Below are 23,216 nucleotides of genomic sequence, written 5' to 3' on the forward strand. Positions count from 1 at the left end.
CGGTTCGTCAGCGGCGGGCCGGCGCGGTGTCGGCGGCCACGATCTCCTTGCGGAACTTGACGTGCGACCACGTCTTCTCGTCGCCCACGTTGATCCGCGCCCAGATGCCCTTGGCCGGGCCGATCTGGTGCTGGCGCGGCAGCCGTCGCAGCACACCCTCCGGCTTGGTGCCGTTGAAGTCGGTCGCGAACACCACGATCGACCGGTCGGTCACCGCCACGATCCGGCGCCGGATGAACGTCTGTCCGAACAGGCCGAGCAGCCCGCTGAGCCAGGGCGAGGCCCCGGACTGGGCGAGGAAGACCTGCTGGACCTGCTCACCCGGGAGCAGGGGCTGGGTCCGCTGAACCAGCTTGTCGCGCAAGCTCATGTGCGCCTCCGTGTCGACTCAAGATCAAACCGACGAAGTCTAGAGCCGCCCGGGTGGATCGCGCTGACCGCCGGCCGGCCATAGTTCACCGGCCGAACGGTGACCTCACCACGGGACGACGTCGGTGTCGGCCGGCGGGCCCTGGGGGAGGCGCGCGACGTCGAGCACCGTGCCGTCCTTGTCGAGGGCCTCGAACGTCAGGCCGGGTCCAGCGGGCGCGTCGACGACGGCGGCCTGGTCGACGACGGGGACGGAGGCGAGCACGCTGCCGTCCCGGACGGCGCGCACGGTCACCGCGGGCTTCGGCACCACCACGAGCACGGAGACGCTGTCGAGGAGCCGGACCGGCAGCACGGCGTCCGCCGCGTTCGGGTTGTCGGAGACCCAGACCCCGAAGCCCCCGCCGCCGGGCGCGCTGCCGTCCGGGCTGGTGTGCACGGTGACCGTGACGTCCCAGCCGCCGCGCACCACGGGTGTCGCGGTGACGATCGCGTTGCCGTTCCAGGGCCCGTGGTGGTCGGGCCGGGCGCCCTCGATCTTGCCGCCCCAGAGCACCCGGGTCGGGCCGACCCCCGTGCTGTAGTGCTCCCGCCTGTCGTTCTCGACGGCCTCCCGGGCGAGCTTGCGGGGCACCCGCCCGCGCGCGTCGCGCAGGGCCTCGTCGACCTCGGCCTCGGTGACCGGCTCGTAGCGCAGCGCCGCGCGGGCCGGTCGTTCGTCCTTGACCACACCGGCGCAGACGACCCGCCACCACTCGCGCCGTTCGCTGGCGGCCGTGCGGACCAGCAGATTGCCGCCCGGCTCGGGCGTCCAGGTGTCGAGGTCCGGCAGGGGAGCGGACTCGATGACGCAGCCGGCCGGCGCGACCCCGATGGTGGCGTCCGTGGCCACGTCCCCACTGCCGTCGGAGAGTTGCGAGACCGTCTCGAACGGTTCGAGCCCGTCGCCGATGCCGCTGGTGGCGCCCGGCTCGGCCAGGTCGGCCGCGGAGGCGCCGGCCCGGGCCACGAACCAGCCGCTGGCGTTGGTCCACAAGCTGACCGGGTCGGGATCCGCGAGGTGGAACGCGACGAACGCCACCCGGACGTCGCCGATGTCGTCGAGGTAGAGCACGTTGACCTCGGTGACCGGCGCCTTCAGGTCGTACGCGCCCGCCCGCTGCCGCGCGCCGACCAGCGCGGTCAACTCGGCGACGTAGCCCGGCTCACGTGCCCCGAAGGCGCCCCGGACGGGCGAGGTCCGGGAGCGCTCGGCCCACTCGGTGATCGTGCGCATGCGGTTCGCGTCGGAGTCGGTGATGCCGGGACCGCCGCGGTCACCCAGCGGGACCGTGGCCGCCACGACCGCGGCCAACGCCAGCCCCGCGGCGACCACCCGGCGCCGCCGGGCCCGGGCGCGGCGCACCCGCAGGCGACCGTACGGATCCGGCGCCGGCCGGACCTCGTCGGCCAGGTCGACGAGTGCCTCCCGGACACGCTCGTCCACGGTCATCGCGGGTATCCCTTCGTCAGTTCGCGGCTGTCGAGTGTGGACCGCAACCGGGCGAGACCGCGCGCCGCGTGGCTCTTCACGGTGCCGACGGGCCAGCCGAGCGTGGCGGCCACCTCGGCTTCCGGCCGGTCCTCGAGATAACGCAGGACGACCACCACGCGGGTGCGCGGCGGCAGCTCGCGCAGGGCGGCGACCAGCGCCTGTCGCCGCACGACGGACTCGGCCGTGTCGTCGGTGGCCGGCTCGGGCGGCGCGACGCCGACCAGCTCGCGCGACCGCACCCGGTGCCACACGCTGATGTGCTGGTTGGCCATGGCGCGCCGCAGGTAGGCCAGCGGCTCCTCGATCTTCCGCCACCGCCGCATGACCTTCAGCAGCGCGGACTGCACCAGGTCCTCGGCGTCGTGCGCGGACCCGGTGAGCAGGTAGGCGATCCGTAACAGCTCGCCGTAACGCAGGTCCACGAACTCCCGGAACCCGCTGTCGTCCTCCGCCACCCCGTACCCCTTCTGGCCGTCGTCACCTACCCAGACACCGGGGGTGGCCGATACGTTGCGGCACCCGCGAAACGAGTTGCGCCGCCGCCCCGCGGGTGGGCGGGGCGGCGGCGTCGGTGGTCGCCGGCGGTCAGGCGCGCCGGAAGGCGCGGACGGCCAGCGGCACGAAGATGAGCAGCAGGCCCGCCAGCCAGGCCAGCGTCTGCAGGGCCGGCGTGGTCGGGGACGGGCTGCCGATCGTCAGCCCGCGGACGGCGTCGACGGCGAGGGTCATCGGGTTGAGCTCCGCGAAGGCGCGCACCGCCGAGGGCATGGTGTCCGGTGGGACGAACGCCGAGGAGGCGAAGGTCAGCGGGAACACCCAGATGAAGCCCGCGGACTGGGCCGTCTCCGGGTTGCGCACCGACAGGCCGACCCAGGCGCTGATCCAGGAGAACACGTAGGAGAACGCGAGCACCAGGAGGAAGGCCATCAGCAGCTGCCAGGCCGGCTCCGACGGGCGGAAGCCGACCGCGAGGCCCACGGCGACCATCACGACCAGCGTCAGCACGTTCATCACGAGGTCGGCCGCCGTCCGTCCGAACAGGACCGCCGCGCGGGACATCGGCAGGGAGCGCAACCGGTCGACGACGCCGGCCGCCAGGTCCTCGGTGAGGCCGATGCCCGTGATCAGCGCGCCGAAGACCGCCGTCTGCACGATGATGCCGGGCAGGAGGAAGTTGACGTACGAGACGCCGCCGGTGTCGATCGCGCCGCCGAAGATGTAGCGGAACAGCAGCACGAAGATGACCGGCTGGATGAACGCGAACACGATGTAGACCGGGCGCCGCAACGTCTTGCGGAGCTGGCGGACCGCCATCACCTGGCTGTCGCGCAGGACCGCCCCGAAGGACAGCCGCTGCCGCCCGCCGCGGGCGACGATGCCGACCCGGGTCGTCGGCTCGGCCGGTGCCGTGGACGTGGTCATGCGGCGGCCTCCTGCTTGCTGTCGGTGTCGCTGTCGGTGGTCGTGCGGCCGGTCAGGGCGAGGAACACGTCGTCGAGGCTCGGCTGCGTCAGCTGGATCACCGAGACGCCCAGGCCCTTGCCGTCGAGCCGCCGGATCGCCTCGGCGGAGGCGTCGGGCCGGGACACCCGCAGGGTCAGCTCGGCCGTGGGCCGGTCGGCCCGCACCTCGGTGCCGGTCGCGGCCAGGTCGGCGAGCACCGCCTCGGCCGTCGCCAGGTGGGCCGGGTCGGTCAGCCGGACCCGCAGCACGTCGGTGCCGGCGCTGGCCTTCAGCTCGGCCGGCGTGCCCTCGGCGATCACCTTGCCGTGGTCGATCACCGCGATGTCCTGGGCGAGCCGGTCGGCCTCCTCCAGGTATTGCGTGGTCAGCAGCACGGTGGTGCCGGCGTTCCGGAGCTCGTCGATCATGGTCCACAGCTCCTGCCGGGACCGCGGGTCCAGACCGGTCGTGGGCTCGTCGAGCAGCAGCACCGGCGGCCGCCCCGTGAGGCTCGCGGCCAGGTCGAGGCGGCGCTTCATGCCGCCCGAGTAGGTGCTGACGCGCCGGTTGGCCGCATCGGTCAGGTCGAAGCGCTCCAGGATCTCGGCGGCCCGGCGGCGCGCCTCCGCGGCCGGCAGCCGGTAGAGCCGGCCCACCATCTCCAGGTTCTCGCGGCCGGTCAGCTCCTGGTCGACGGCGGCGAACTGCCCGGCCAGGCCGATCGCGAGCCGCACCGCCAGCGGGTCGCGGCCCACGTCGGCGCCGAGCACGCGGGCCTGCCCGCCGCCGGGGCGCAACAGCGTCGAGAGCACCTTGATCAGCGTCGTCTTGCCCGCGCCGTTGGGGCCGAGCAGGCCGAACACCGTGCCCTGGCGGACCGTGAGGCGCAGGCCGTCGAGCGCGACCACCGCGCCGTAGGACACCGCCAGGTCGTCGACCTCGACCGCGGGCACCAGATCATTCGTCGTCATATCAGGTCTCCGAAGAACATGCGTAGTAGTATACGTATACGGAGCCCGCTGTCGAGTCGCTAAAGTGAGTGATCATGCCCAACAAGACGATCTACGTCGCCGACGACGACATGCCGCTGCTGCAGCGCGCGCAGGAGCTCACCGGTGCCACCCTGTCGGCCGCGATCGTCACGGCGCTGCGCCGGCTCGTCGAGGTCGAGGAGGCTAGGCGGGCGGGCTTCGAGGAGATCACCGTCAAGGTCGGCGTCGGGAAGTCCGCCCTCAAGCGCTTCCTCGGCTCGGCGCTCGGTGAGTGGACGTCCACCACGGCCGACGGCGAGGAGACCTACTCGCTGTTCAGGACCAGCCGCGGGCGATACGCGGTGCACCATGCGACGTCGGAGGTGCACACGCCGGTCGGGCCCAACGCGGAGCGGTCGATCAAGTGGTCGACGGGCTGGCGCGCCTGGATCGGTGACTGGTCGCCGGACCAGGCCTGGATGCGCACGCCCGCCCAGGCCAGCTTCGCCGTCGTCGACACCGTGGAGGAGTTGGAGGCCCTGCTGCCGCCGGAGCTCTACGCGGTGGCGCGACAGTCCATCCAGGACGATCCGGAGATCGAGGACCTGGACATCTAGATCGCGAGCTTGAGGATCAGCGCCGACATGAACGTCAGCAGCAGGTGCGTGCCGAAGCCGCCGACGTTGCCGGCCTTGCCCCGCCACCGCACCGGGAACCGGGTGGGCGCGACCCGCCGGGCCATCCGGATGATGACGGCCGAGGTGAGGTTGGCCAGCACCGCGAGCGCGGCCACGGCGGGCAGCGCCGGGTTGGCCAGGTTGGTCGCCGCCATCCACCAGGCCAGGCCGAAGGGCAGCAGGGCGACGAAGAACGACACCCGCATCCACTTCGCGCACCACTGCGCGCGGCGGTGACGGACGCCCTCCTCGGGCGAGCGTTCGATCGGCAGCGTCCTGGTCATCCGGACAGTGTGTCGGGCGAGATCACGTCCCGCGCCGGACGTACGGTCAGGACTGTCCTGGCGGGACGGTCGGCTTGTCCTTCGGGCCCTTCGGCTCCTTGGACGCCTTGGGTTCCTTGGTCGGCTTCGGGTCCTTCGACGGCTTGCCGCTGCCGTGCCCGCGACCCCAGCCGTTGCCGTTCCCGTTGCTGTGCCCGTTGCCCGGGCCGTGCGTCGTCGGGCCGGGCGTCGCCGGCGGAGTCACGCCGGCCGGCGCGTGCGGCGCGCGGCCCGGCTCGTTGACCACACCGCCGGGCCGCGCCGGCCCCGTCGGGTCGGTGGTCGCCGGGCGGACCGGTGACTGGACGGGCAGCGTCCCGGTCGCGGCGGCGACGGCGAGCCCGCCGCCGGCCAGCACGGCACCCGCGACCGCGAGCTTCACCGCGAGCGCCCGGCCGACGATCCGGGCCCGGCGGGCCGCCGCCGGCGTCGCCACCGGGCCGGGCTCGCGGGCCGCCCGGAACGCGGCCACGGCCGCCTCCTCGCCCCGCAGTTCGGCCGGGTGCGCGGGCGCCCGCAGCGCGGCCAGCGCCGGCGGCAGGGGACCGCCGTCGAGCATCCGGTCGAGCGCGGCGTCGTCGCGCGGGTCAGCCATGGCGGCGCTCCAATGTCTCGGCGAGCCGCCGCAGCCCGCGGAAGGCGGCCATCCGTACCGCGCCGGCGCGCTTGCCCAGCACCTGGCCCGCGCCGGCCGCGTCGAGCCCGACCACGACGCGCAGCAGCACCGCCTCGGCCTGGTCGCGCGGCAGCGTGGCGATCAGGGCGAGCGCCCGCTCGGTGTCGATCGCGTCGGTGGCCTCGGCCGCGGTGTCGGCCCGGTCCGCGAGGTCCAGGTCGAGGGCGACCGTCTCCGGACGGCGACGGGTGCGCCGCAGGTGGTCGAGCGCGCGGTGCCGGCCGACGGTCGCACACCAGGCCCGGAAGCCGGCCAGGTCGCCGGTGAACGAGGGCAGGTCGCGGCAGACCTGCAGCCAGGTCTCCGAGGCGACGTCGTCGGCGTCGGTGCCGACCAGCACCCGCAGGTAGCGCAGCAGCCCCGGGTGGACGAGCCGGTAGAGCGCGCGGAACGACTCCTCGTCGCCGGCGAGGGCGCCGGCCAGCGGGTCGCCGACGGGGGCGCCGGCCAGCGGGTCGCCGTTGGGGACGCCGGCCAGCGGGCCGGCGGCGGGGCGGAGCGGGCCCTCGTCGCCTGGCTCGGGTGGCGAGGGGCGCCGGGACGCTACGACCACGGCATGCCGGTGGAGCGGTCGGACGGCACGGAACGCTCCTCCCCGAGTGGCAGCCGGTCGGATGGTGACGATTCCACCATGCCGGCCGGCGCACAACCCGGGGTGCCCGGCAGCGCCCCACCGCCGGACTGTCGCGGGTCCGCTCTTCCCGCCCCCGGGCCGTACGCCACCTCCCACGACACTCACAGCGCCGCCGGGGCGCCGGATGTCACATCGGGCGGGCGGGGTCCGGCAGCCGGTCGCGGCTGGTCGGGTCGCGGTCGACGGCCAGCGCCCAGAACAGCAGCGCGATGCCCATCGCGCCGGCGTCCGGGTTGCCGATCGCGCGCTGCCCGACGTACGAGGCCCGGCCCATCCGCGGCGCCAGGTCGGCGGTCGCCCGCGCGTGGTCGAAGGCCTGGTTGGCGACCATGGTCCAGTCCACCGGCGGCCGCGCCGCGTGCACGTCGTCCAGGGTCGGGCCCAGGCAGTCGAGCATGGTCCGGTCGCCGACCTTCGCCTCGCCGACCCGGGAGATCGCCGCCGTGCCCGCGTCGAGGCCGTTGATCAGCGCGAGGTCGCCGTCGCCGCCCTGTTCCAGGCTCGCGCCGACGTCGTTGAAGAGCAGGCCGAGCAGGGGGCCGCTGGTGCCGCCGACCTCGTCCAGGAAGTACGTGGCCGCGGTCTCGAACTCCGTGGCCAGATCGGCGTCGGTCGGGATGCGGGACACCGCGCCGCGCAGCCCCTCGCGCAGGTTGTCGCCGTAGTCGCCGTCGCCCGCCGCCTGGTCGAGCCGGGTCAGCTCGCCGTACGCCTGCTCGGCGGCCTCCAGGTACAGCTTCATCAACATGGCGACCTCATTTCCGCAGCCCGGCGGTCCAGGCGGGCGCGTCGAACAGCGCGGTCCAACCGCCGGTGGGGTGCGCCTCGACCGACGGCTCCAGCATCGTGATCGTGATGGAGAAACCCTTCATGTCCAGAGCCGGCGTGTACGGCCCGACGAGGCTGCGCTCCACGGCGATGTCCCGGGCCGCCAGCGCGTCGACGGCCTCCGCGAACACGTTGTAGAGCTCGATGTAGGTGGTCCCGCCGAGACCGTTGACGAACAGGAACACCGACCGGCCGCCGGGCAGGTGGGTGACCACGTCGTCGACCATCCGGGCGACGAGCTCCTCGAGCGGCGGGCGGTCGATGGTGTGCTGGGCGCGCTCGCCGTGGATGCCGACGCCGTACTCGAGCTCGCCGGGCCCCAGGTCGAAGCCCGGCCGGCCGGTGACCGGCGAGGTCTGGGCGAGCGAGGCGACCGCGATGCTGCGCGACCGGCCGACGACCGTCTCGCCGATAGCGACCAGCTCGTCGAGCCCGGCCCCACGATCGGCGGCGGCGCCGAGGAGCTTCTCGGTGAGCACGGTCGCCCCGGTCCCGCGGCGCCCGGTCGCGGTCTGCTGACTCTCGGTGGCGACGTCGTCGTCGACGAGCACGCGGGCGACGGGGATGCCGTCGTGCCGCAGCCGCTCGGCCGCGATGCCGAAGTTGATCCGGTCACCGGTGTAGTTCTTGACGATGTGCAGCACTCCCGCCGGCCCGGCGGCGGCGCGGCTCCCTTCGTACACCTGGCGGTTGTGGGGTGAGGCGAACACCCGCCCGGGCGCGGCGGCGTCGAGCATCCCGCGGCCGACGAGTCCGACGTGCATGGGCTCGTGACCGGAGCCGCCGCCGGAGAGCAACCCGACCTGCCGCCGCGGATCGCGGTCGATCGACCGGACGAAGACGGGATCGGTGGACAGCTCCACGACGTCGGCATGATCACGCGCGAACCCCAACAGGGCCCGGTCCACGTACTCGGTCTTGGAGGCGTAGAAGGGTTCCGCCATGGGATGTCTCGATTCCTGGTCGGGGCCCGTGCTCCCCTCATCATGCGACGGCACGGACCGCCGGTCGGCGCGATCGTCGCGCCGGCGCGGTGATCTTCGGCGACAAACCTCGCAGGAGGGCAGCGGCGTACGCAGCCGTCCCAGCACCGCGTCCCGGCTCGCCTGACTGGTCCTTTCACTCGTGGTCGGGGTGTCCGTTCAGCTGACCCCCTGACCGTCAGCGCAACACCCGATCCCGCCGACGGGACTCCCTTGGCACGATCGTGGCCATGCTGAACTGGACGCCTGACATCGGACTCCTCAAAGCGTTGATCGCCATGAACGACGGCCGCACCGACGTCGTGCTCACCCCACCCGACCAGAAGGTCGTGGCGTGGGCGGACCAGCAGGGCTACAAGGTGGCCCTCGTCGCGGGCGTCTGCGAGATCAGACCGGGCGAAACCACAGTGGACGCCCGGCCGATCCCGCTCCCGTCCTGAGACCGCCGGCCGACTAACCCGCGCGTATACCCTCAGCGTATACGCGTGGTGTATGGTCCTTCGCATGAGCGTTCCTCTGACCCTGCTCGGGCTGCTCGAGCGCGAGCCCAGCCACGGCTACGACCTCAAGCGCGACTACGACGCCTTCTTCGGCCGGGGCAGGCCGCTGCCGTTCGGGCAGGTCTACGCCACGCTCGGCAGGCTCGCCCGTGACGGCAAGGTGGTCATCGCCGTCGAGCCCGGTGACGGGCCCGAGCGCAAGCGCTACGTCATCACCGAGAGCGGGGCGTCCGAGGTCAACGCCTGGCTGGTCGAGCCGCTCGAGCCCGAGCCGCACCTGCAGACCGTGCTGTTCGCCAAGGTGGTGCTGGCGCTGATGCTCGGCCGCCCGGCCGAGGACTATCTCGACACCCAGCGCCGCGCCCACCTCGCCCGCATGCGCGAGCTGACCGAGGTCAAGCGCGGCGGCAACCTGGTCGACGCCCTGCTCGCCGACCACGGCCTGTTCCACCTCGAGGCCGACCTGCGCTGGATCGACACGACCGTCGCGCGGCTCGACGGGCTGGCCAAGGCGGTGGCCCGATGATCGAGGCGCGCGACGTCACGCTCTCGTTCGGCGAGACCCCGGCCCTGCGCGGTGCCACGCTCACCGTCGCCGAAGGGGAGATCCTGGCCGTGATGGGCCCGAGCGGCTCCGGCAAGTCGACGCTGCTGCACTGCCTCGCCGGCATCCTCGTGCCCGACACCGGCGAGATCCACTTCGCCGGGCAGCGGATCGACACGCTCGACGAGGGCGCCCGCAGCGCGCTGCGCCGCGACCGGTTCGGGTTCGTCTTCCAGTTCGGCCAGCTCGTCCCGGAGCTGACCGCCGTCGAGAACGTCGCGCTGCCGTTGCTGCTGGCCGGCACCCGCAGGCGGACGGCGGTGGCCGAGGCGGCCTCCTGGTTCGCCCGCCTCGACCTCGACGGCCTGCAGGGGCGCCGCTCGGGCGAGCTCTCCGGCGGCCAGGCCCAGCGGGTCGCGCTGGCCCGCGGGCTGGTCGCCAAGCCGCGGGTGCTGTTCGCCGACGAGCCGACCGGCTCGCTCGACTCGCTCACCGGCGAGCACGTGATGGACCTGCTGGTGGGCGCGGCCCGCGAGCAGGGCACGACGGTCGTGGTGGTCACCCACGAGGCCCGGGTCGCCGCGTACGCCGATCGCGAGGTCATCGTCCGCGACGGCACGGTGACGACGGCGGTGCTGGCGTGATCGGGCTCGGCCTGCACCTTGGAGTGCTGGCGTGATCGGGCTCGGCCTGCGGCTGGCCGTCGCCGGCGGGCGCGAGGCGGCCGTCCGCCTGGTCGTCGTCGCCGCGGCGGTCGCGCTCGGCACTGGCCTGCTGCTCGCCACCCTCGCCGGCATCAACGCCACCAAGAGCCAGAGCCTGCGGTACGCGTGGCTCAACAGCGCCCTCTCCGAGGCGACCACCGCCGCGCGGCCGGGCGTCGACCCGGTCTGGTGGCTGGGCCGGGAGGACTACTTCCGCGGCGCCGAGATGCTCCGGCTCGACATCGCCGCCACCGGGCCGGCCGCGCCCGTGCCGCCCGGCCTGCCCGCGGTGCCCGGGCCGGGGGAGTTCTACGCCTCGCCGGCCCTGCACGACCTGCTGCGCACCGTGCCCGCCGCCGAGTTGGGCGACCGGTTCCCGGGCCGGGAGGTCGGTCTGATCGGCGACGCGGCCCTGCCCTCGCCCGACACGCTGTTCGCCGTCGTCGGACAGGCGCCCGACGTGCTGGCCGCGCAACCGTCCGCCACGAAGGTCAGCGGGTTCCTCGGCGGCGGCGAGGCCACCTGCTCGCGGTGCATCGTCGGGCTCAACGACACGATGCTCACCGTCTCGCTCTCGGTCGTCGCGACCGCGCTGATCTTCCCGGTGCTCATCTTCATCGGCACTGCCACGCGGCTCTCGGCCGCCCGCCGCGAGCAGCGGTTCGCCGCGATGCGGTTGATCGGCGCCACGCCCCGGCAGGTGTCGGTGCTGGCCACCGTCGAGTCGATCGCCGCCGCGGCCGCCGGCGCCGTGCTCGGCTTCGGGGTCTTCTCCGCCGTCCGGCCGGGGTTGGCCGCGATCCCGTTCACGGGTGCGACGTTCTTCCCGAGCGACCTCACGCTCACCTGGGTCGACGCGCTCGCGGTCCTGGTCGGCATCCCGGTCGGCGCGGCGGTCGCGGCCCGGCTCGCGCTGCGCCGGGTGCGGATCTCGCCGCTCGGTGTCACCCGCCGCGTCACCCCGAAGCCGCCCCGGGCCTGGCGGCTGATCCCGCTGGCCGCGGGCATCGCCGAGCTCGCGTACTTCGTCGGGCGCAAGCCGGCCACCACCGACGGCCAGACGTACGCCTATCTGGCCGGCGCCGCCCTGATGCTGATCGGCCTGGTCCTGGCGGGGCCGTGGCTGACCATGCGGACGGCGCGGCTCGTGGCCGACCACGCGCAGCGCCCCGCCGCGCTGATCGCCGGCCGCCGCCTCGCCGACGACCCGAAGGCGGCCTTCCGCGCGGTCAGCGGCCTGGTCGTCGCGCTGTTCGTGATGACCGCCGCCAGCGGAGCGATCACCGCGTACGTCGCGGAGCGCGCCCGGCCGGCCGCCGGCTCGGTCGAGGCCACCTCGCTGTCGGCGACGTTCTGGCCGGAGGACATCGTGCCCGGCGCGCCCTCGCCGTCCGTCTCGGACATCCCGGCGGGCCTGGCCGAGCTTCCCGGAGTGCGGGCGGTCATCCCGATCAAGGAGAACGACCGGAGCGTCGCCTTCGACTCCACGAACCCGCAGGGCCCCGGCCTGATCTCCTGCGCCGACCTCGCCCGTACGCCCGAATATGGCGCGTGCCCGCCCGGCGCGCGCACGGTGGCGGTCTGGAGCGACCTGATCGGTCCCCGCGACCCGGGGGTGTCGCCGGAGGAGCGGGTCTGGCCGGCGTCGTCGGCGACCGACCTCGACGCCCGGCGCCTGCTCGCGGTCGTCGTCGCGACCGACGGATCCGACACCGCCAAGGAACGCGCGCGTACGGTGCTCGCCACGATGGACCCGTGGGGCCGCTACCCGGCGACGGAGGCGGAGTTCGAGGCCGACTCGGCCCGCACGCTGGTGCAGTTCCAGCGCTTGGCCGACGTGGTGATCCTGGCCAGCCTGCCGATCGCCGGCTGCAGCCTGGCGGTCAGCGTGATCGCGGGCCTGACCGACCGCAAGCGCCCGTTCAGCGTGCTGCGCCTGACCGGCGTCCGGATCCGGATGCTGCGGGCGGTGGTCGCCCTCGAGACGGCGGTGCCACTGCTGGTCGTGGCCGCGGTCGCGATCGGCGCGGGCCTCCTCGCGGCGGCGCTGTTCCTGCGGGCACAGCTCGACTACCCGCTGCACGGCCTGGGCGCGGGCTACTACGCCATGGTGGGCGGCGGCCTGGTGGCGTCACTCGCGATCATCGCGGCCACCCTGCCGCTGCTGCGCCGGATCACCGGCCCGGAGACGGCCCGCAACGAATAGGCGGGCAAAATGGGCGGGTGATCATCCTGATGCACAGCTCGAAGACGATGCGGCCGCCCAGCGCCGGGCATCGCCCGACCGGGGCTCCCGTGCTGCTCGATCGGGCCCGGGAGTTGGTCGACGAGGTGCGGGCGCTGCCGCGGGCGCAGGTGGCCAAGATCATGAGTGTGTCGCCCGACCTCGCCGACAGGACCAGGCAGCAGTTCGCGCAGTGGAGCACCGACCCCGACGTGCAGGCGCCCGCGGCCGAGTCGTTCGTCGGTGACATCTACAGCGGGCTCCAGGTCGACACGTTCACCGCCGCCCAGCGGCGCTACGCCGATGCCCATCTGCGCATCCTGTCCGGGCTCTACGGGATCCTGCGCCCGTTCGACGGCATCCTCCCGTACCGGCTCGAAATGGGCTACAAGCTGCCGAGCGGCAACCTCTACCAGTTCTGGGGCCGGGCGATCGCCGACCAACTGCCGGACCGCGGCCCGATCGTCAACCTGGCGGCGGCCGAATACAGCAGGACCGTGACGAAGTACGTGGACCCCGCGCGGATCGTCACGCCGAAGTTCCTCACCGTCGACGAGAAGTCCGGCCGCCCGAAGTTCGTCACCGTGCACGCGAAGATCGCTCGCGGTGCGTTCGCCCGCTGGCTCGTCACCAGCAAGGCCAAGGACCTGCGGGAGTTCACCGACATCGGCTACCGGCACGAGCCCGCGCACGGCACTGAACGCGAGCCCGCCTTCGTCTGCGCGGAGTTCGGTGGCAAGGGCCTGTCCATCCGACTGACCTGATCGGAGAATTGCCCGATGAGCGCGCGATTCGAAGAGCTGGCCTGGCGTGCGACGCCGATGGGGGAGATCAGCCTGCGGCGGCGGCTGGACCCGACCGTCGACGCCGACGTCTACGAGGTCAAGCTCGGCGACGAGTTCCTCATGTCGAGCCTGTTCACCGTCGCCGAGATCGAGTTGGCCCGGTTGGGGCTCGCCGAGGTGTCCGGCGACGGGCTCGACGTGGTCGTCGGCGGGCTCGGGCTCGGCTACACCGCCCGCACGGTGCTCGAGGACGACCGGGTGCGCTCGCTGATCGTCGTCGACGCCATCGAGGACGTCATCGCCTGGCATCGGGGCGGGCTGCTGCCGTTCGCCGAGACCGTGGTCTCCGACCCGCGCAGCCGGCTGGCGCACGGCGACTTCTTCGCGCGCAGCGCCGCGGGCGACCTCGACCCGGAGAGGCCGGGCTCGCGGTTCCACGCCGTCCTCGTCGACATCGACCACAGCCCGCGTCACCTTTTGCATCCCAGCCATGCCGCCTTCTACACGCCGGACGGGCTGCGGCGGCTGGCCGACCAGCTGCATCCCGGCGGCGTGTTCGGGCTGTGGTCCAACGACCCGCCCGAGGACGCGTTCACGACGACGTTGGCCGACGTCTTCGTCGACGTCCGCGCGGACGTCGTCGCGTTCGACAACCCCCTGCAGCGCCGCACCTCGACCAACACGGTCTACCTCGGTCGCCGCCGGTTCGCGGAATGAGCCAGGGCCTGTCCATCCGGCTGGCCTGACCATTTCCCCGGGATATTCCTCGGGGTCCGGTTCCGGGCCGGCCCCTGAGGTGTGGCCGGGTGCGGCGGAGCAGGATCTCGGGGTATGACGCAGACGACTGTCCAGGTTGACCTCGCGCCGGCGCCGACGCGGGTGTCCTTCCTCGGCCGGCTCGGCCGCTGGTGTTTCCGGCGGCGCTGGACCGTGCTCGGCATCTGGCTGGTCGCCGTCGTCGCCGGCGGTCTCGCGGCGGGCCCGGTCTTCGCGGGCCTCGACGACGACCGCGGCCCGTCGTCGCTGGAGGCGGTCGCCGGCAACCAGGTCATCGCCGACGCGTCCACATCGGCGGGTTCGATCGTCGGGGTGGTGCGGGGGATCGACCCCGACTCCCCGGCGGTACGCGCGGCGGTCACCGACACCGCCGCCCAGCTCGGCGGCGTCACGGGGATCACCGGCGTGGTCACGCCCTACGCGCAGAGCCCGGCGGCCGCCGCCCTGCGCGCCACCGACGGTCGCGGCCTGCTCGTGCAGGCGCGGCTGGCGGACCTGACCGGCGACGACCTGGACGCGACGACCGACGCGGCGGTCGACCGGCTGCGCGCGCTCGCGCCGGCCCTGCACGCGGCCGGGGAGACCGGCGCCACCGTCGAGGTCGGCGGCGGCCGGCTGGTCAACCGGGAGGCCAACGCGCAGGCGCAGAAGGACCTGGCGTTCGCCGAGCAACTCTCGCTGCCGATCACCCTGCTGGTGCTCGTCTTCGTCTTCGGCGGGCTGCTCGCCGCCGTCGTGCCCGTGCTCGGCGCCGTCGTCTCGATCGCCGGCTCGTTCTCGGTGCTGCTGTTCTTCGCCAACGTGACCACCCTCGACCAGAACGCGGTCACCGTGGTCACGCTGATGGGCCTCGGCCTGTCGGTCGACTATGGACTGCTGCTCGTCGCCCGCTACCGCGACGAGTTGGCCGCCGGTCGTGAGCCGCTGGACGCCGTCGCGGCGGCGTGGGCGACCGCGGGACGCACCATCTTCTTCTCCGCCCTGACCGTCGCCGCCGCCCTCGCCGGCCTGCTGGTCTTCGGCGTGACCGCGCTGTCCGCGCTCGGCGCCGCCGGCGTGTCGATCGCGCTGGTCGCCATGCTGGTGGCCCTCACGTTCAGCGCGGCCCTGCTGGGCCTGTTCCACCGCCGGATCCGCCCGTCGAAGCGCATGCGCGCCGCCGCGTCGACCGACGGCGGCTTCTTCTGGGGCCTCGCCCGCGGCGTGCAGCGCCGCCCGCTGGTCACCGCGCTCGCCACCGCCCTCGTGCTGCTCGCCGCCGGGCTGCCGCTGCTGAGCATGACGGTCAAGGTGGACGACCTCGACGGCCTGCCGCGCTCGCTCGAGTCGGTCCGCGTGATCGACGTGCTGGCGGCCGACTTCCGCACCCCGGCGCAGCCGGCCGTGACCGTGGTCGCCCGCACCGAGGCCGCGACGCTGGATTCCTGGGCCCGCTCCCTCGACTCGCCGGACATCGCCGGCGTGCGCCCGGCCGAGCAGGTCGCGCCCGGCGTGGCCACCGTGGACATCGACGCGGTCGGCGACCCCGAGGGCGCGGCGGCGCTGCGCCTGGTGGACACCGCCCGCGCCGACCGCCCCGACGGCGTCGACTCGTGGGTGACCGGCATCGCGGGCTTCCACCGTGACCTCAACGACCTGCTGCTGGCCCGCCTCCCGTACGCGATCGCCCTGACCCTGCTCGCGATGGTCCTGCTGCTCTGGGCGATGACCGGCTCGGTGGTGGTGCCGGTCAAGGCGGTGGTGATGAACGTGGTCTCGCTCGGCGCGACCTTCGGCGTGCTGAGCGCGGTCTTCGAGCACGGGTTCCTGTCGGACCTGCTGCACACCCACGTGGTCGGCGGCATCAGCCCGTTCGTGCTCGTGACGGTGTTCGCGTTCGCCTTCGGCCTGTCGATGGACTACGAGGTGTTCCTGCTCGCCCGGATCAAGGAGCACGTCGACCGCGGCGAGCCCAACGACCTGGCGGTGCGCCGGGGCCTGCAGAGCTCCGGGCGCGTCATCACCTCCGCGGCCCTGCTGATGGTCGTGGTGTTCAGCTGCTTCCTGACGGGCCGGATCGGCACGGTGCAACAGATCGGGCTGGGCCTCGCGGTGGCGGTGGCGGTCGACGCGACCCTGGTGCGCTGCGTCCTCGTGCCGGCCACGATGACGCTGCTGGGCCGCTGGAACTGGTGGTCACCGGCCCCGCTGGCGCGCCTCCACGCCCGCCTCGGGTTCCGCCACTAGCCTGCGGGGGGAGAGTGCCGGAGGTCGCATGGAGCCGAGCAGCGAGCGCGTCCACCCGAGCTACAGCGACGCGGGGGCCGAAGCGGTCCCGTGGACCGACACCACGGCGAGGCTGGCCGCCGCGGAGGTCGCCTGGATCGTGACCGTGCGACCCGACGGCCGTCCACACGCGACACCGATGGTCCCGGTCGTCCACGACGGGAAGGTCTACTTCCACACCGGCAGCACCGAGGTGAAGTACGCCAATCTCCAGGCGAATCCCCGGGTGCTCGTGCTGGCGGGCGACACCGTTTGGGACCGCGGGCTCGACGTGGCCGTCGAAGGCACCGCCGTGCCGGTGACCGACGAGGCGCTCCTGCGGCGGCTCGCGGCGCTCTACCGCGGTCGCTGGGACGGTCGCTGGGAGATCGCCGTGCGGGACGGCGCCGTGGTCGCCCCGTCGCCCGAGGTCGGCCTCGTCGTCTTCGAGGTGACGCCGGTCAAGGCCCGCGCTCACGCCAAGGGCGACCCGTTCGGCCAGACCGACTACCGCTTCTGAGGCGTCACCAGCCCAGCCGGACCGGATAGGTCTCGTTGGTCAACCAGCGGGGGAGCAGGTTGGCGTAGTAGGGGCTGCCCAGGGTCTCGCTCGTGCCGCCCGGCAGCGACGAGACCGCGCGGATGCCGTCGCGGGTCGGCTGGGCCACGGCGCGGCGGACCGGGCCGCCGCCGAAGGTGAACTCGGTGGCCGAGTCGGCCCGGACGTTGTGGCCCGCCACGTCGACGGTGCTGAAGCCGCCGTCGACGGGGACGCCCGGCAGGTCGGGCAGTGGCGCCGGGAACGCCCCGCCGGCCGGCGGGATCGACCACGGTGCCCCGAGCGGAGCCCCGAACGTCACCCGGTGCAGCCGGCCCCAGCGGTAGTCGTCCTGCCGCGTCGAGCCCCCGAACGCCGGCGCGAAGGCCGGGCCGGCCAGCAGGTCCAGCGCGTCGGCCAGGCTGCGCAGCAGCAGCACGTCGCGCCGGTCGGCCGGGTCGGCGACCCCGGGCACCGCGTAGAAGTCGACACCGGACACACCGACGCCGTGCCGGCTCGGGAAGCGCTCGAGGAGCACGCGCAGGGCCTTGAGGGCCTCGTCGCCGCCGGGCTGCGGCAGGCCGTACGGTGCGATCCGGGCGTCGACCACGTTCCGCACGTACTGGCCCCGCCAGACGGCGTAGATGGACGCGGCGACGCTGTCGGCCCGCTCGTCCCGGCTCGGCTGCCCGCGGCGCCCGTCCACATCGGAGGCGTCGTAACCCTCGGGGATGCCCGTGGGTGTCGTGCAGTCCCAGCGGGCCAGGCGGTTGACGGCTTCCACCACACGCGTGTCGGCGGCGAGCGCGGCCAGGGCGGGCGTCTCGCTGCGGGCGGCCCGGCGCAGGGCGTTGACGAGGTGCGGGCGGAAGAACTGCGCGTCGAGCAGCGTCACGTCGGCCTGCTGCTCCTGGACGTCGCGGGCGGAGACCTTCCTGCCGCGGGCGATGGCGTCGCGCACCATCTCGGTGATCCGGCCGGCCCGGAAGCCGTCGTAGCCGAGATTGAGGTAGTAGACGCCGCCCGTCGCCCGGCGCTGGTTGAGCGGGTCGTTGTCCAGTGTGGTGCCGGCGGGGTCGTTGTTGGCGTTGACGAAGAAGCCGGCCGGCGGGTCGACCACCTGTGGCATCTCGCGCGGCGGCAGGATCTCGTAGGGCAGCGCCTGGCCCGGATAGCGGCGGGCCGCCGGCAGCCACTCGTTGCCGCCGGTGCCGTCCCGCAGCAGGTAGGGCGGGCGCCCGTGGACGGTGCCGGCCTCCAGGTCTTCCCGCAGCGGCATCTCGGCGCTGGTGAAGTAGGCGATGTGGCCGCGGACGTCGGTGACGGCCCAGTTCTGCGAGCCGACGTCGAAGTAGTCGAGGGCCCGCTGGAAGTCGCCGATGTCGCGTGCCCGGTTGAAACCCCGTGCCGCGTCGACCTCGCGGGTGGCCGAGAAGCCCGTATATTGCACCGACAGCGCCGTGCCGGCGGCCTGGTCCAGCGAGACGATCGGACCGTTGTTGCGGCGCGGCACGATCAGCGTCGCCGCCGGGATCGCACCACCCGGCGGCACCGTCACGACGGAGTCGCTGCCGGCCCTGCTGTTGACCCGGAACGTCTCCGGGATCGCCAGCACCGGTTCCGGTCTGCCCTGGTGGACGGTCGCCAGGCCGCTCGGCGAGGTGGGGTCGGCGACCACACGCTCGACGTAGGTGTCGGTGACGTCCATCGGGTTGGTGGTCGCGCCCCAGGCCACCCGCTGGTTCTGCCCGAGGATGACGTACGGGGTGCCGGCGAAGCTCTCGCCCTGCACGTCGAGGCCGGCGCCGCGCAGCGCCACGGGATAGAACGTGGCCGGCGTGGTCAGCCCCAGGTGCGGGTCGTTGGCCAGGATCGGCCGCCCGGTGTCGGTGTGCCGGCCGGCGATCGCCCACTCGTTGGAGCCCAGGCTGAACCCGCGGTCGACGGCGTCGGCGAGCAACGGCGTGCGCGTGGCGCGGGCCTGGTAGTCGCGGGCGAGCCGCAGGGCCGGCTCGGACAGCGCCGGCGGCGCGGCCGACCGGTCGCCACCGTGCCCGGGCCTGACCTTCGTCGCGTCCGGCACCGTCGAGGCGGGGCTGAACGGCTGCGACCGGAACAGGTCCTCGCGGAACAGGGCGGCGCCGTCGAACCCGGCCTCGGCGCCGGCCCGGGCGTACGCGTCGGCGCTGACGGTCAGGTCGATGTCGAGGTCGAAGGAGAGGTTGAAGGCGATCGTCTTGAAGATGACGAGGCTGTCGACCGGCGTCCACGGCGCGAACCGGGTGATCCGGACAGCGGCGTACTGCGCGGGCAGCGCGTGCGTCGCGGTCCAGGCGTTGACGCCGGCGGCGTACGCGTCCAGCGCTTCGCGCGTCTCGCGCGACAGGGCCGGCAGGCTGCGCTCGGCGGCGCGCCGCAGCCCGATCGTGCGCACCTCGACGTCACCGGGCAGGGCCTGCTGCCCGAGCAGCTCGGCCAGCGTGCCGGAGCCCTGCCGGCGGGTCACGTCCATCTGGAACAGCCGGTCCTGGGCGTGCGTCCAGCCCTGCAGGAAGAGCAGGTCGTGCTCGTCGCCGGCGCGGATGTGGGCGATGCCGTCGGGGTCCCGCTGCACCTGCCCGTAGCCGTGCATGCCGGCTATCCGCAGCGTGGGGCCGCCGGACCCGTGCGCGGCGGCCGGTGGCGCGATGGCCGTGACCGGCAGCAGGACGGCCGCGAACAGGGCGAGCATGCGACGTCGCATCCGGACCTCCGTCGAGGGTGGAGGGTGCCTGCCCGCACCTTAGCCACCGTTCATCCAGCGGGCAACATCGATTGCGTTCACCGCGCCGTGATCTTGGCGTAACCGGACCGAGACCGTCGGCTCGCAGATTGATCAACACCCCTGTCCATCCGTGCAAGGAGTGTTCATGGCGCCCACCCCGCCGACCGACGCCGAGCTGGATGTGTTCATCCGGGCCCGGCTGGCCTCCCTCGGCATCGACCTGGACCAGCTGCCACCCGGCACCGCCGCGGACCCGGAGACCGGCGCGCCCGGCCAGGCCTCGGTCCTCGCCTCGCTGCGGTCGTTCGTCCGCGGCACGATCGGCGCGCTGGCCGCCTACCAGCTGCCGGCGCCCGCCGGGACCGACCCGGCGGTGGCCCGCGCGCTGTCCCAGCAGCCCGCGCCGCTGCTGTACCCGTCCATCGCGACGGAGTGGAGGAAGCCGTGACCGTCGAACCCGCCGACACCGGCGTCGACCGCCGGGCGTTCCTGGCCCGGGCCGCGGCCCTCGCGGCCGTCACCACCGTGGGCGCCGTGGCGCTGCCGGCCGTCGCGTCCGCCACCGGCCGGCCGCCCACCCTGGACAACCGGAACGCGTACGTCAAGCCGCGGCCCGAGGCGCTGGCCGACCCGACCGAGCTGACCATCGCCGAGGCCGCGTGGCTGATCCGCGAGCGCAAGCTGCGGCCGGAGGAGCTGCTCGAGGCCTACCTGGCCCGGATCGCGGCGTACGACGACACGTACCAGGCGTTCAACCTGGTCCTTGCCGAGCAGGCCCGCCAGGCCGCCCGGTCCCGTGGGCGCGGTGCCCTCCACGGCATCCCGCTGGCCATCAAGGACAACTACTGGACCGCGGGTGTGCGTACGACCGCCAACTCGTTCCTGTTCCAGGACTTCGTGCCGCCGAGCGACGCCACCGCGGTCGCTCGGCTCAAGGCCGCCGGCGGCATCGTGCTCGGCAAGACGCAGATGGGCCCGCTCGCCACGACCCGCGCGACCACGCCCGACGGCGAGGTGACCACGGTCAACGCGTGGACGCCGACCAACCCGAACACCGACCCCGGCGGCTCGTCGACCGGCACCGCCACGGCGGTCGCCGGCCGGATGGCGACGTCGGGCATCGGCACGCAGACGGGCGGGTCCATCACCGCGCCGTCGAACGCGCAGAACCTGACCGGCATCAAGCCCACGATGGGCCGGGTGTCGCTCAACGGCATCATCCCGCTCAGCTACACCCGCGACCACCCGGGCCCGCTCGCCCGCGACGCCAAGGACGCGGCCATCATGCTGACCGCGATGGCGGGCCCGGACCCGGCGGACCCGCGTACGCAGGGGCTGCCGGACGTGCCGAACCTGATCGACGCGGCGACGCCCGTGTTCCACCGGGGCAAGGTGCGGTTGCGCTGGAACACCCGGATCGGCGTGCTGCCCGGCTTCGCGGACGGCACCTCGGCGTCGGCGCTGGCCCGGCAGGCCTACCTGGCGGCGCTCGCGGCGATCCCGGGCGCCACGCTGGTCGAGGTGCCGCTGCCGGAGGACTGGAACCTGCTCACCGGCAACACGTTCAACAACGTGCGGTTGCCGGAGCGCAGCGAGCCGTTCATGCCGTACCTGCGGGACAACCTGCGCGGCTTCGGCGTCTCGCTGTCGGGCTGGCTGCAGGGCGCGCTGTTCGGCGCCAACGAGTTCCTCGTCGGACAGCGGGCGAAGGTGCTGCTGCTCGAACGGGTGCTCGACCAGATCTTCGACACGTGCGACGTGGTCGTGCAGACCAACCCGGTGCCGTTCGACATCATCGGGCTGCCGGAGATCGCGTTCCCGATCGGTTTCACCACCGCGGGGGTGCCGATCGGCACGATCCTCGGTGGACTCCCGTACGGCGAGGACAGGTTGCTCTCGGTCGCGGCCGCCTACCAGGCGGTCACGGACTGGCACCACCGCCGCCCGGCGGACCCGCCGGCGGCGGCCGAGGGCGCGCGGGCGGCCGCCGCGCCGCGTCCGCGGCTCACCGCCGAGCAGGTGCTCGAGCTGTCCCAGTAGGACCCCGCGTGCTGACCGACCCGTTCGCGCGGGTCGGTCAGCCGCGCTGGTATTCCTCCCAGGTGCGCTTCGTGACCGCCGGGCCGTCGTCGGGGGCGCGGTTGGCCAGGCCGTTCTGGCCCAGGTAGTAGTCGCCGGCCTGGTGTTGGGTGCCGGTGGACTGGTCGGTGTCCGAGATGGCGATCGCGTGGATGTGGTACGGCCAGTCGCCCTGGGACGGGTTGCGCAGCCAGGCCGCGAAGCCCACCGTCCGGAGTTGCCGCACGACCGTCGTACGCGTGGCCGTGGTCAGGCCCGTCACCGAGATGTCCAGCGCGCCCCCGCCGTCGTGGGTGCCCGCCGACGCCGGTGTGCCCGTGTTGTAGGAGCCCTGCGTCAGCGTGAGCGTGCGACCGAGCAATCGTTCGGCTTCCAGCAGCATCGATCGGGTACGGGTGTTCACCTGCACGCCACGCAGGCTGACGATGCTGCCCGGTGAGATCGCGCGGGTGACGGTGTAGCGCCCGTCGCCCAACGAGCGGAGCGAGGTGGGTCCCGGCAGGCCGGTGGCGTCCAGTCCGGTGTAGCCGAGCGACCGCTGGTAGGCGGCGTACGCGGCGATGGTGCTCGTGCCGAAGTGGCCGTCCACATAGGTCGCCGACAGCAGCCCGCGGGCCTGCAGGGCGCGCTCCACCGCCAGGACGCTGTCCTTGGCGCCGGGGGTGATGGCGGTGTCCGGCCGGCGCGGGTCGATCTGCGCGGCCTTGATGACCGCTTCCATGTCGACCTGCGGCAACGCGGCGTGGGCCGACGCGACGGGAAGGGTGCCGGCCACGGTCGCGGCGGCGGCGGTGGCGAGCAGGCGCCTACGGCTGATCATGCCAGCAGCATAGATCGGCGGCTATCCGAAGTCGATAATATCCTTCAGTCTCATAGGGCGAGAAGGAGCTTTTTAACACGCTGTTGACCATTTGACGTCGATGCTCGTCGACGACGCCGGGAAGACCGGCACCGCGGATGTGCAGGCGCCGGATCTGCTGATCGTGCAGCAGGTGCGCGGCACCGGGCAGGCGACCGCGTACGCGGACCAGCTCTCGGCGAAGTTCGGTCTGCCGGCGGGCACCTACAGGGCGATCCTCGCCTGGGACGACCCGGAACCGTGGGGCGGCAGCCACAGGTGCAGCGACCAGTCGCTGGGTGATCTCAAGAAGAAGCAGACCAACGATCGCGGCACGGTTCACGCTCAAGGACAGCGGCACGAGCGTGTTCGCGGCGACGATGCACCTGCCGGAGGAGAACCGCCAGAACGCCTGCGCCGGCGACGGTGACAAGGGCATCGACGGCACGGGCATCTCGGCCACCAGCGGTTCCAGCAAGATCGACTACCTGTTCGTCCGCGGCACGGTGCAGGCGTCGGCCGTCGGCCACCGCCCGTGCCCCACGGCCCGGCGTGCGGCCCGGGTGGGCGCCAGTAGACTTGTCGATCGTGCCCGCCTTTGACTCGAAGGCGATCGCCGCGAAACTGCTGGGGGAGCCGATCGCCGACGCCGACGACGCCCGCGTCGCTGACGCGAAGCGCCGGTTCGACCGCCACGAGCGCGAGCGGGAAGGCCTGCGCAGACACTCGGAGCGTCCCGCACCCGAAGAAGATTGAGGACACCCGGCGGCGCCGCGGGTTG

At 73.5% G+C, this 23,216-nt stretch carries 26 protein-coding genes; 14 read left to right on the forward strand and 12 right to left on the reverse strand.

Going from position 1 to position 23,216, the window contains the following annotated elements; translation table 11 throughout:
- Positions 1–7: 7 nt before the first annotated feature.
- From Asi02nite_RS22535 to Asi02nite_RS22555, 5 genes are all read right to left on the reverse strand, one after another.
- The gene (locus tag Asi02nite_RS22535; RefSeq protein WP_203715871.1) at positions 8–370 is read right to left on the reverse strand and encodes a hypothetical protein; all 363 of its coding nucleotides are present in this window, start codon (positions 368–370) and stop codon (positions 8–10) included.
- A 105-nt stretch (positions 371–475) separates the two neighbouring features.
- Complete coding sequence (locus Asi02nite_RS22540) at positions 476–1,861, reverse strand: hypothetical protein (protein ID WP_203715872.1); 1,386 nt, start codon at positions 1,859–1,861, stop codon at positions 476–478.
- The gene (locus Asi02nite_RS22545; RefSeq protein WP_203715873.1) at positions 1,858–2,358 is read right to left on the reverse strand and encodes a SigE family RNA polymerase sigma factor; all 501 of its coding nucleotides are present in this window, start codon (positions 2,356–2,358) and stop codon (positions 1,858–1,860) included. The genes Asi02nite_RS22540 and Asi02nite_RS22545 overlap by 4 nt, the downstream gene beginning before the upstream one ends.
- Positions 2,359–2,488: 130 nt before the next feature.
- Entirely contained in the window at positions 2,489–3,325 is an 837-nt protein-coding gene (locus Asi02nite_RS22550; protein WP_203715874.1) for an ABC transporter permease, read from the reverse strand.
- Positions 3,322–4,302, reverse strand: a complete 981-nt coding sequence (locus Asi02nite_RS22555; RefSeq protein ID WP_203715904.1) for an ATP-binding cassette domain-containing protein — start codon at positions 4,300–4,302, stop codon at positions 3,322–3,324. The genes Asi02nite_RS22550 and Asi02nite_RS22555 overlap by 4 nt, the downstream gene beginning before the upstream one ends.
- Before the next feature lie 89 nt (positions 4,303–4,391).
- Here Asi02nite_RS22555 and Asi02nite_RS22560 point away from each other — a divergent pair, with 89 nt between their 5' ends.
- On the forward strand, positions 4,392–4,934 hold the full coding sequence (locus Asi02nite_RS22560; protein WP_203715875.1) for an EXLDI protein: 543 nt from the start codon (positions 4,392–4,394) through the stop codon (positions 4,932–4,934).
- On the opposite strand, the gene Asi02nite_RS22565 is transcribed toward Asi02nite_RS22560, so the two are convergent.
- The 5 genes from Asi02nite_RS22565 to Asi02nite_RS22585 all read right to left on the reverse strand — a co-directional run bounded on the left by Asi02nite_RS22565 (position 4,931) and on the right by Asi02nite_RS22585 (position 8,399).
- Complete coding sequence (locus Asi02nite_RS22565; protein WP_203715876.1) at positions 4,931–5,278, reverse strand: hypothetical protein; 348 nt, start codon at positions 5,276–5,278, stop codon at positions 4,931–4,933. The genes Asi02nite_RS22560 and Asi02nite_RS22565 overlap by 4 nt on opposite strands.
- Before the next feature lie 46 nt (positions 5,279–5,324).
- The gene (locus Asi02nite_RS22570) at positions 5,325–5,912 is read right to left on the reverse strand and encodes a hypothetical protein (protein WP_203715877.1); all 588 of its coding nucleotides are present in this window, start codon (positions 5,910–5,912) and stop codon (positions 5,325–5,327) included.
- Positions 5,905–6,546: an RNA polymerase sigma factor gene (locus Asi02nite_RS22575; protein ID WP_308440171.1), complete on the reverse strand. Its 642-nt coding sequence runs from the start codon at positions 6,544–6,546 to the stop codon at positions 5,905–5,907. Before Asi02nite_RS22575 ends, Asi02nite_RS22570 begins: the two co-directional genes overlap by 8 nt.
- 208 nt (positions 6,547–6,754) lie before the next feature.
- Complete coding sequence (locus tag Asi02nite_RS22580; protein ID WP_203715878.1) at positions 6,755–7,375, reverse strand: DAK2 domain-containing protein; 621 nt, start codon at positions 7,373–7,375, stop codon at positions 6,755–6,757.
- Between the two features lie 7 nt (positions 7,376–7,382).
- Positions 7,383–8,399, reverse strand: a complete 1,017-nt coding sequence (locus Asi02nite_RS22585) for a dihydroxyacetone kinase subunit DhaK (RefSeq protein WP_203715879.1) — start codon at positions 8,397–8,399, stop codon at positions 7,383–7,385.
- Between the two features lie 269 nt (positions 8,400–8,668).
- Between Asi02nite_RS22585 and Asi02nite_RS22590 the strand changes: the two genes are divergently transcribed.
- The 8 genes from Asi02nite_RS22590 to Asi02nite_RS22625 all read left to right on the forward strand — a co-directional run bounded on the left by Asi02nite_RS22590 (position 8,669) and on the right by Asi02nite_RS22625 (position 16,736).
- Complete coding sequence (locus Asi02nite_RS22590) at positions 8,669–8,878, forward strand: hypothetical protein (RefSeq protein ID WP_203715880.1); 210 nt, start codon at positions 8,669–8,671, stop codon at positions 8,876–8,878.
- Positions 8,879–8,942: 64 nt separating this feature from the next.
- A complete protein-coding gene (locus Asi02nite_RS22595) occupies positions 8,943–9,464 on the forward strand; it encodes a PadR family transcriptional regulator (protein ID WP_203715881.1) in 522 nt (173 codons plus the stop codon).
- Positions 9,461–10,126 carry an ABC transporter ATP-binding protein gene (locus tag Asi02nite_RS22600; RefSeq protein ID WP_203715882.1) on the forward strand — a complete coding sequence of 222 codons (666 nt, stop codon included), beginning with the start codon at positions 9,461–9,463 and terminating at the stop codon, positions 10,124–10,126. Before Asi02nite_RS22595 ends, Asi02nite_RS22600 begins: the two co-directional genes overlap by 4 nt.
- A 31-nt stretch (positions 10,127–10,157) precedes the next feature.
- Complete coding sequence (locus tag Asi02nite_RS22605) at positions 10,158–12,392, forward strand: FtsX-like permease family protein (protein WP_203715883.1); 2,235 nt, start codon at positions 10,158–10,160, stop codon at positions 12,390–12,392.
- Positions 12,393–12,409: 17 nt separating this feature from the next.
- Entirely contained in the window at positions 12,410–13,174 is a 765-nt protein-coding gene (locus Asi02nite_RS22610; RefSeq protein WP_203715884.1) for a YaaA family protein, read from the forward strand.
- Positions 13,175–13,189: 15 nt separating this feature from the next.
- Positions 13,190–13,912, forward strand: a complete 723-nt coding sequence (locus Asi02nite_RS22615; protein WP_203715885.1) for a spermidine synthase family protein — start codon at positions 13,190–13,192, stop codon at positions 13,910–13,912.
- A 114-nt stretch (positions 13,913–14,026) separates the two neighbouring features.
- Positions 14,027–16,198, forward strand: coding sequence for an MMPL family transporter (locus Asi02nite_RS22620; RefSeq protein ID WP_203715886.1), 2,172 nt, complete (start codon positions 14,027–14,029; stop codon positions 16,196–16,198).
- A gap of 28 nt (positions 16,199–16,226) precedes the next feature.
- A complete protein-coding gene (locus Asi02nite_RS22625; RefSeq protein ID WP_203715887.1) occupies positions 16,227–16,736 on the forward strand; it encodes a pyridoxamine 5'-phosphate oxidase family protein in 510 nt (169 codons plus the stop codon).
- Between the two features lie 4 nt (positions 16,737–16,740).
- Here the strand turns inward: Asi02nite_RS22625 and Asi02nite_RS22630 are convergent, their stop codons facing one another.
- Positions 16,741–19,497: a penicillin acylase family protein gene (locus Asi02nite_RS22630; protein WP_203715888.1), complete on the reverse strand. Its 2,757-nt coding sequence runs from the start codon at positions 19,495–19,497 to the stop codon at positions 16,741–16,743.
- A gap of 166 nt (positions 19,498–19,663) precedes the next feature.
- On the opposite strand from Asi02nite_RS22630, the gene Asi02nite_RS22635 reads away from it, so the two are divergent.
- Positions 19,664–19,966 carry a hypothetical protein gene (locus Asi02nite_RS22635; protein ID WP_203715889.1) on the forward strand — a complete coding sequence of 101 codons (303 nt, stop codon included), beginning with the start codon at positions 19,664–19,666 and terminating at the stop codon, positions 19,964–19,966.
- Complete coding sequence (locus tag Asi02nite_RS22640; protein ID WP_203715890.1) at positions 19,963–21,558, forward strand: amidase; 1,596 nt, start codon at positions 19,963–19,965, stop codon at positions 21,556–21,558. The genes Asi02nite_RS22635 and Asi02nite_RS22640 overlap by 4 nt, the downstream gene beginning before the upstream one ends.
- Positions 21,559–21,595: 37 nt before the next feature.
- Here the strand turns inward: Asi02nite_RS22640 and Asi02nite_RS22645 are convergent, their stop codons facing one another.
- Positions 21,596–22,417, reverse strand: a complete 822-nt coding sequence (locus Asi02nite_RS22645) for a peptidoglycan-binding domain-containing protein (protein ID WP_203715891.1) — start codon at positions 22,415–22,417, stop codon at positions 21,596–21,598.
- Positions 22,418–22,517: 100 nt separating this feature from the next.
- On the opposite strand from Asi02nite_RS22645, the gene Asi02nite_RS22650 reads away from it, so the two are divergent.
- The 3 genes from Asi02nite_RS22650 to Asi02nite_RS22660 are packed head-to-tail and all read left to right on the forward strand — an operon-like array spanning position 22,518 to position 23,191.
- Positions 22,518–22,865, forward strand: a complete 348-nt coding sequence (locus Asi02nite_RS22650; RefSeq protein WP_203715892.1) for a hypothetical protein — start codon at positions 22,518–22,520, stop codon at positions 22,863–22,865.
- Positions 22,816–23,037: a hypothetical protein gene (locus tag Asi02nite_RS22655; protein WP_203715893.1), complete on the forward strand. Its 222-nt coding sequence runs from the start codon at positions 22,816–22,818 to the stop codon at positions 23,035–23,037. The genes Asi02nite_RS22650 and Asi02nite_RS22655 overlap by 50 nt, the downstream gene beginning before the upstream one ends.
- Entirely contained in the window at positions 23,024–23,191 is a 168-nt protein-coding gene (locus tag Asi02nite_RS22660; RefSeq protein WP_203715894.1) for a hypothetical protein, read from the forward strand. The genes Asi02nite_RS22655 and Asi02nite_RS22660 overlap by 14 nt, the downstream gene beginning before the upstream one ends.
- Positions 23,192–23,216 lie beyond the last annotated feature (25 nt).

The sequence above is a fragment of the Asanoa siamensis genome (assembly GCF_016862555.1).
GTDB classification, from domain to species: Bacteria; Actinomycetota; Actinomycetes; order Mycobacteriales; family Micromonosporaceae; genus Asanoa; species Asanoa siamensis.

Bases quoted from the DNA above. Each gene is read 5' to 3' on its own strand.
- Asi02nite_RS22535 (WP_203715871.1), bottom strand. From the start codon at position 370: ATGAGCTTGCGCGACAAGCTGGTTCAGCGGACCCAGCCCCTGCTCCCG.
- Asi02nite_RS22540 (WP_203715872.1), bottom strand. From the start codon at position 1,861: ATGACCGTGGACGAGCGTGTCCGGGAGGCACTCGTCGACCTGGCCGAC.
- Asi02nite_RS22550 (WP_203715874.1), bottom strand. From the start codon at position 3,325: ATGACCACGTCCACGGCACCGGCCGAGCCGACGACCCGGGTCGGCATC.
- Asi02nite_RS22560 (WP_203715875.1), top strand. From the start codon at position 4,392: ATGCCCAACAAGACGATCTACGTCGCCGACGACGACATGCCGCTGCTG.
- Asi02nite_RS22565 (WP_203715876.1), bottom strand. From the start codon at position 5,278: ATGACCAGGACGCTGCCGATCGAACGCTCGCCCGAGGAGGGCGTCCGT.
- Asi02nite_RS22570 (WP_203715877.1), bottom strand. From the start codon at position 5,912: ATGGCTGACCCGCGCGACGACGCCGCGCTCGACCGGATGCTCGACGGC.
- Asi02nite_RS22580 (WP_203715878.1), bottom strand. From the start codon at position 7,375: ATGTTGATGAAGCTGTACCTGGAGGCCGCCGAGCAGGCGTACGGCGAG.
- Asi02nite_RS22585 (WP_203715879.1), bottom strand. From the start codon at position 8,399: ATGGCGGAACCCTTCTACGCCTCCAAGACCGAGTACGTGGACCGGGCC.
- Asi02nite_RS22590 (WP_203715880.1), top strand. From the start codon at position 8,669: ATGCTGAACTGGACGCCTGACATCGGACTCCTCAAAGCGTTGATCGCC.
- Asi02nite_RS22595 (WP_203715881.1), top strand. From the start codon at position 8,943: ATGAGCGTTCCTCTGACCCTGCTCGGGCTGCTCGAGCGCGAGCCCAGC.
- Asi02nite_RS22600 (WP_203715882.1), top strand. From the start codon at position 9,461: ATGATCGAGGCGCGCGACGTCACGCTCTCGTTCGGCGAGACCCCGGCC.
- Asi02nite_RS22615 (WP_203715885.1), top strand. From the start codon at position 13,190: ATGAGCGCGCGATTCGAAGAGCTGGCCTGGCGTGCGACGCCGATGGGG.
- Asi02nite_RS22620 (WP_203715886.1), top strand. From the start codon at position 14,027: ATGACGCAGACGACTGTCCAGGTTGACCTCGCGCCGGCGCCGACGCGG.
- Asi02nite_RS22625 (WP_203715887.1), top strand. From the start codon at position 16,227: ATGGAGCCGAGCAGCGAGCGCGTCCACCCGAGCTACAGCGACGCGGGG.
- Asi02nite_RS22630 (WP_203715888.1), bottom strand. From the start codon at position 19,497: ATGCGACGTCGCATGCTCGCCCTGTTCGCGGCCGTCCTGCTGCCGGTC.
- Asi02nite_RS22635 (WP_203715889.1), top strand. From the start codon at position 19,664: ATGGCGCCCACCCCGCCGACCGACGCCGAGCTGGATGTGTTCATCCGG.
- Asi02nite_RS22645 (WP_203715891.1), bottom strand. From the start codon at position 22,417: ATGATCAGCCGTAGGCGCCTGCTCGCCACCGCCGCCGCCGCGACCGTG.
- Asi02nite_RS22650 (WP_203715892.1), top strand. From the start codon at position 22,518: ATGCTCGTCGACGACGCCGGGAAGACCGGCACCGCGGATGTGCAGGCG.
- Asi02nite_RS22655 (WP_203715893.1), top strand. From the start codon at position 22,816: ATGCACCTGCCGGAGGAGAACCGCCAGAACGCCTGCGCCGGCGACGGT.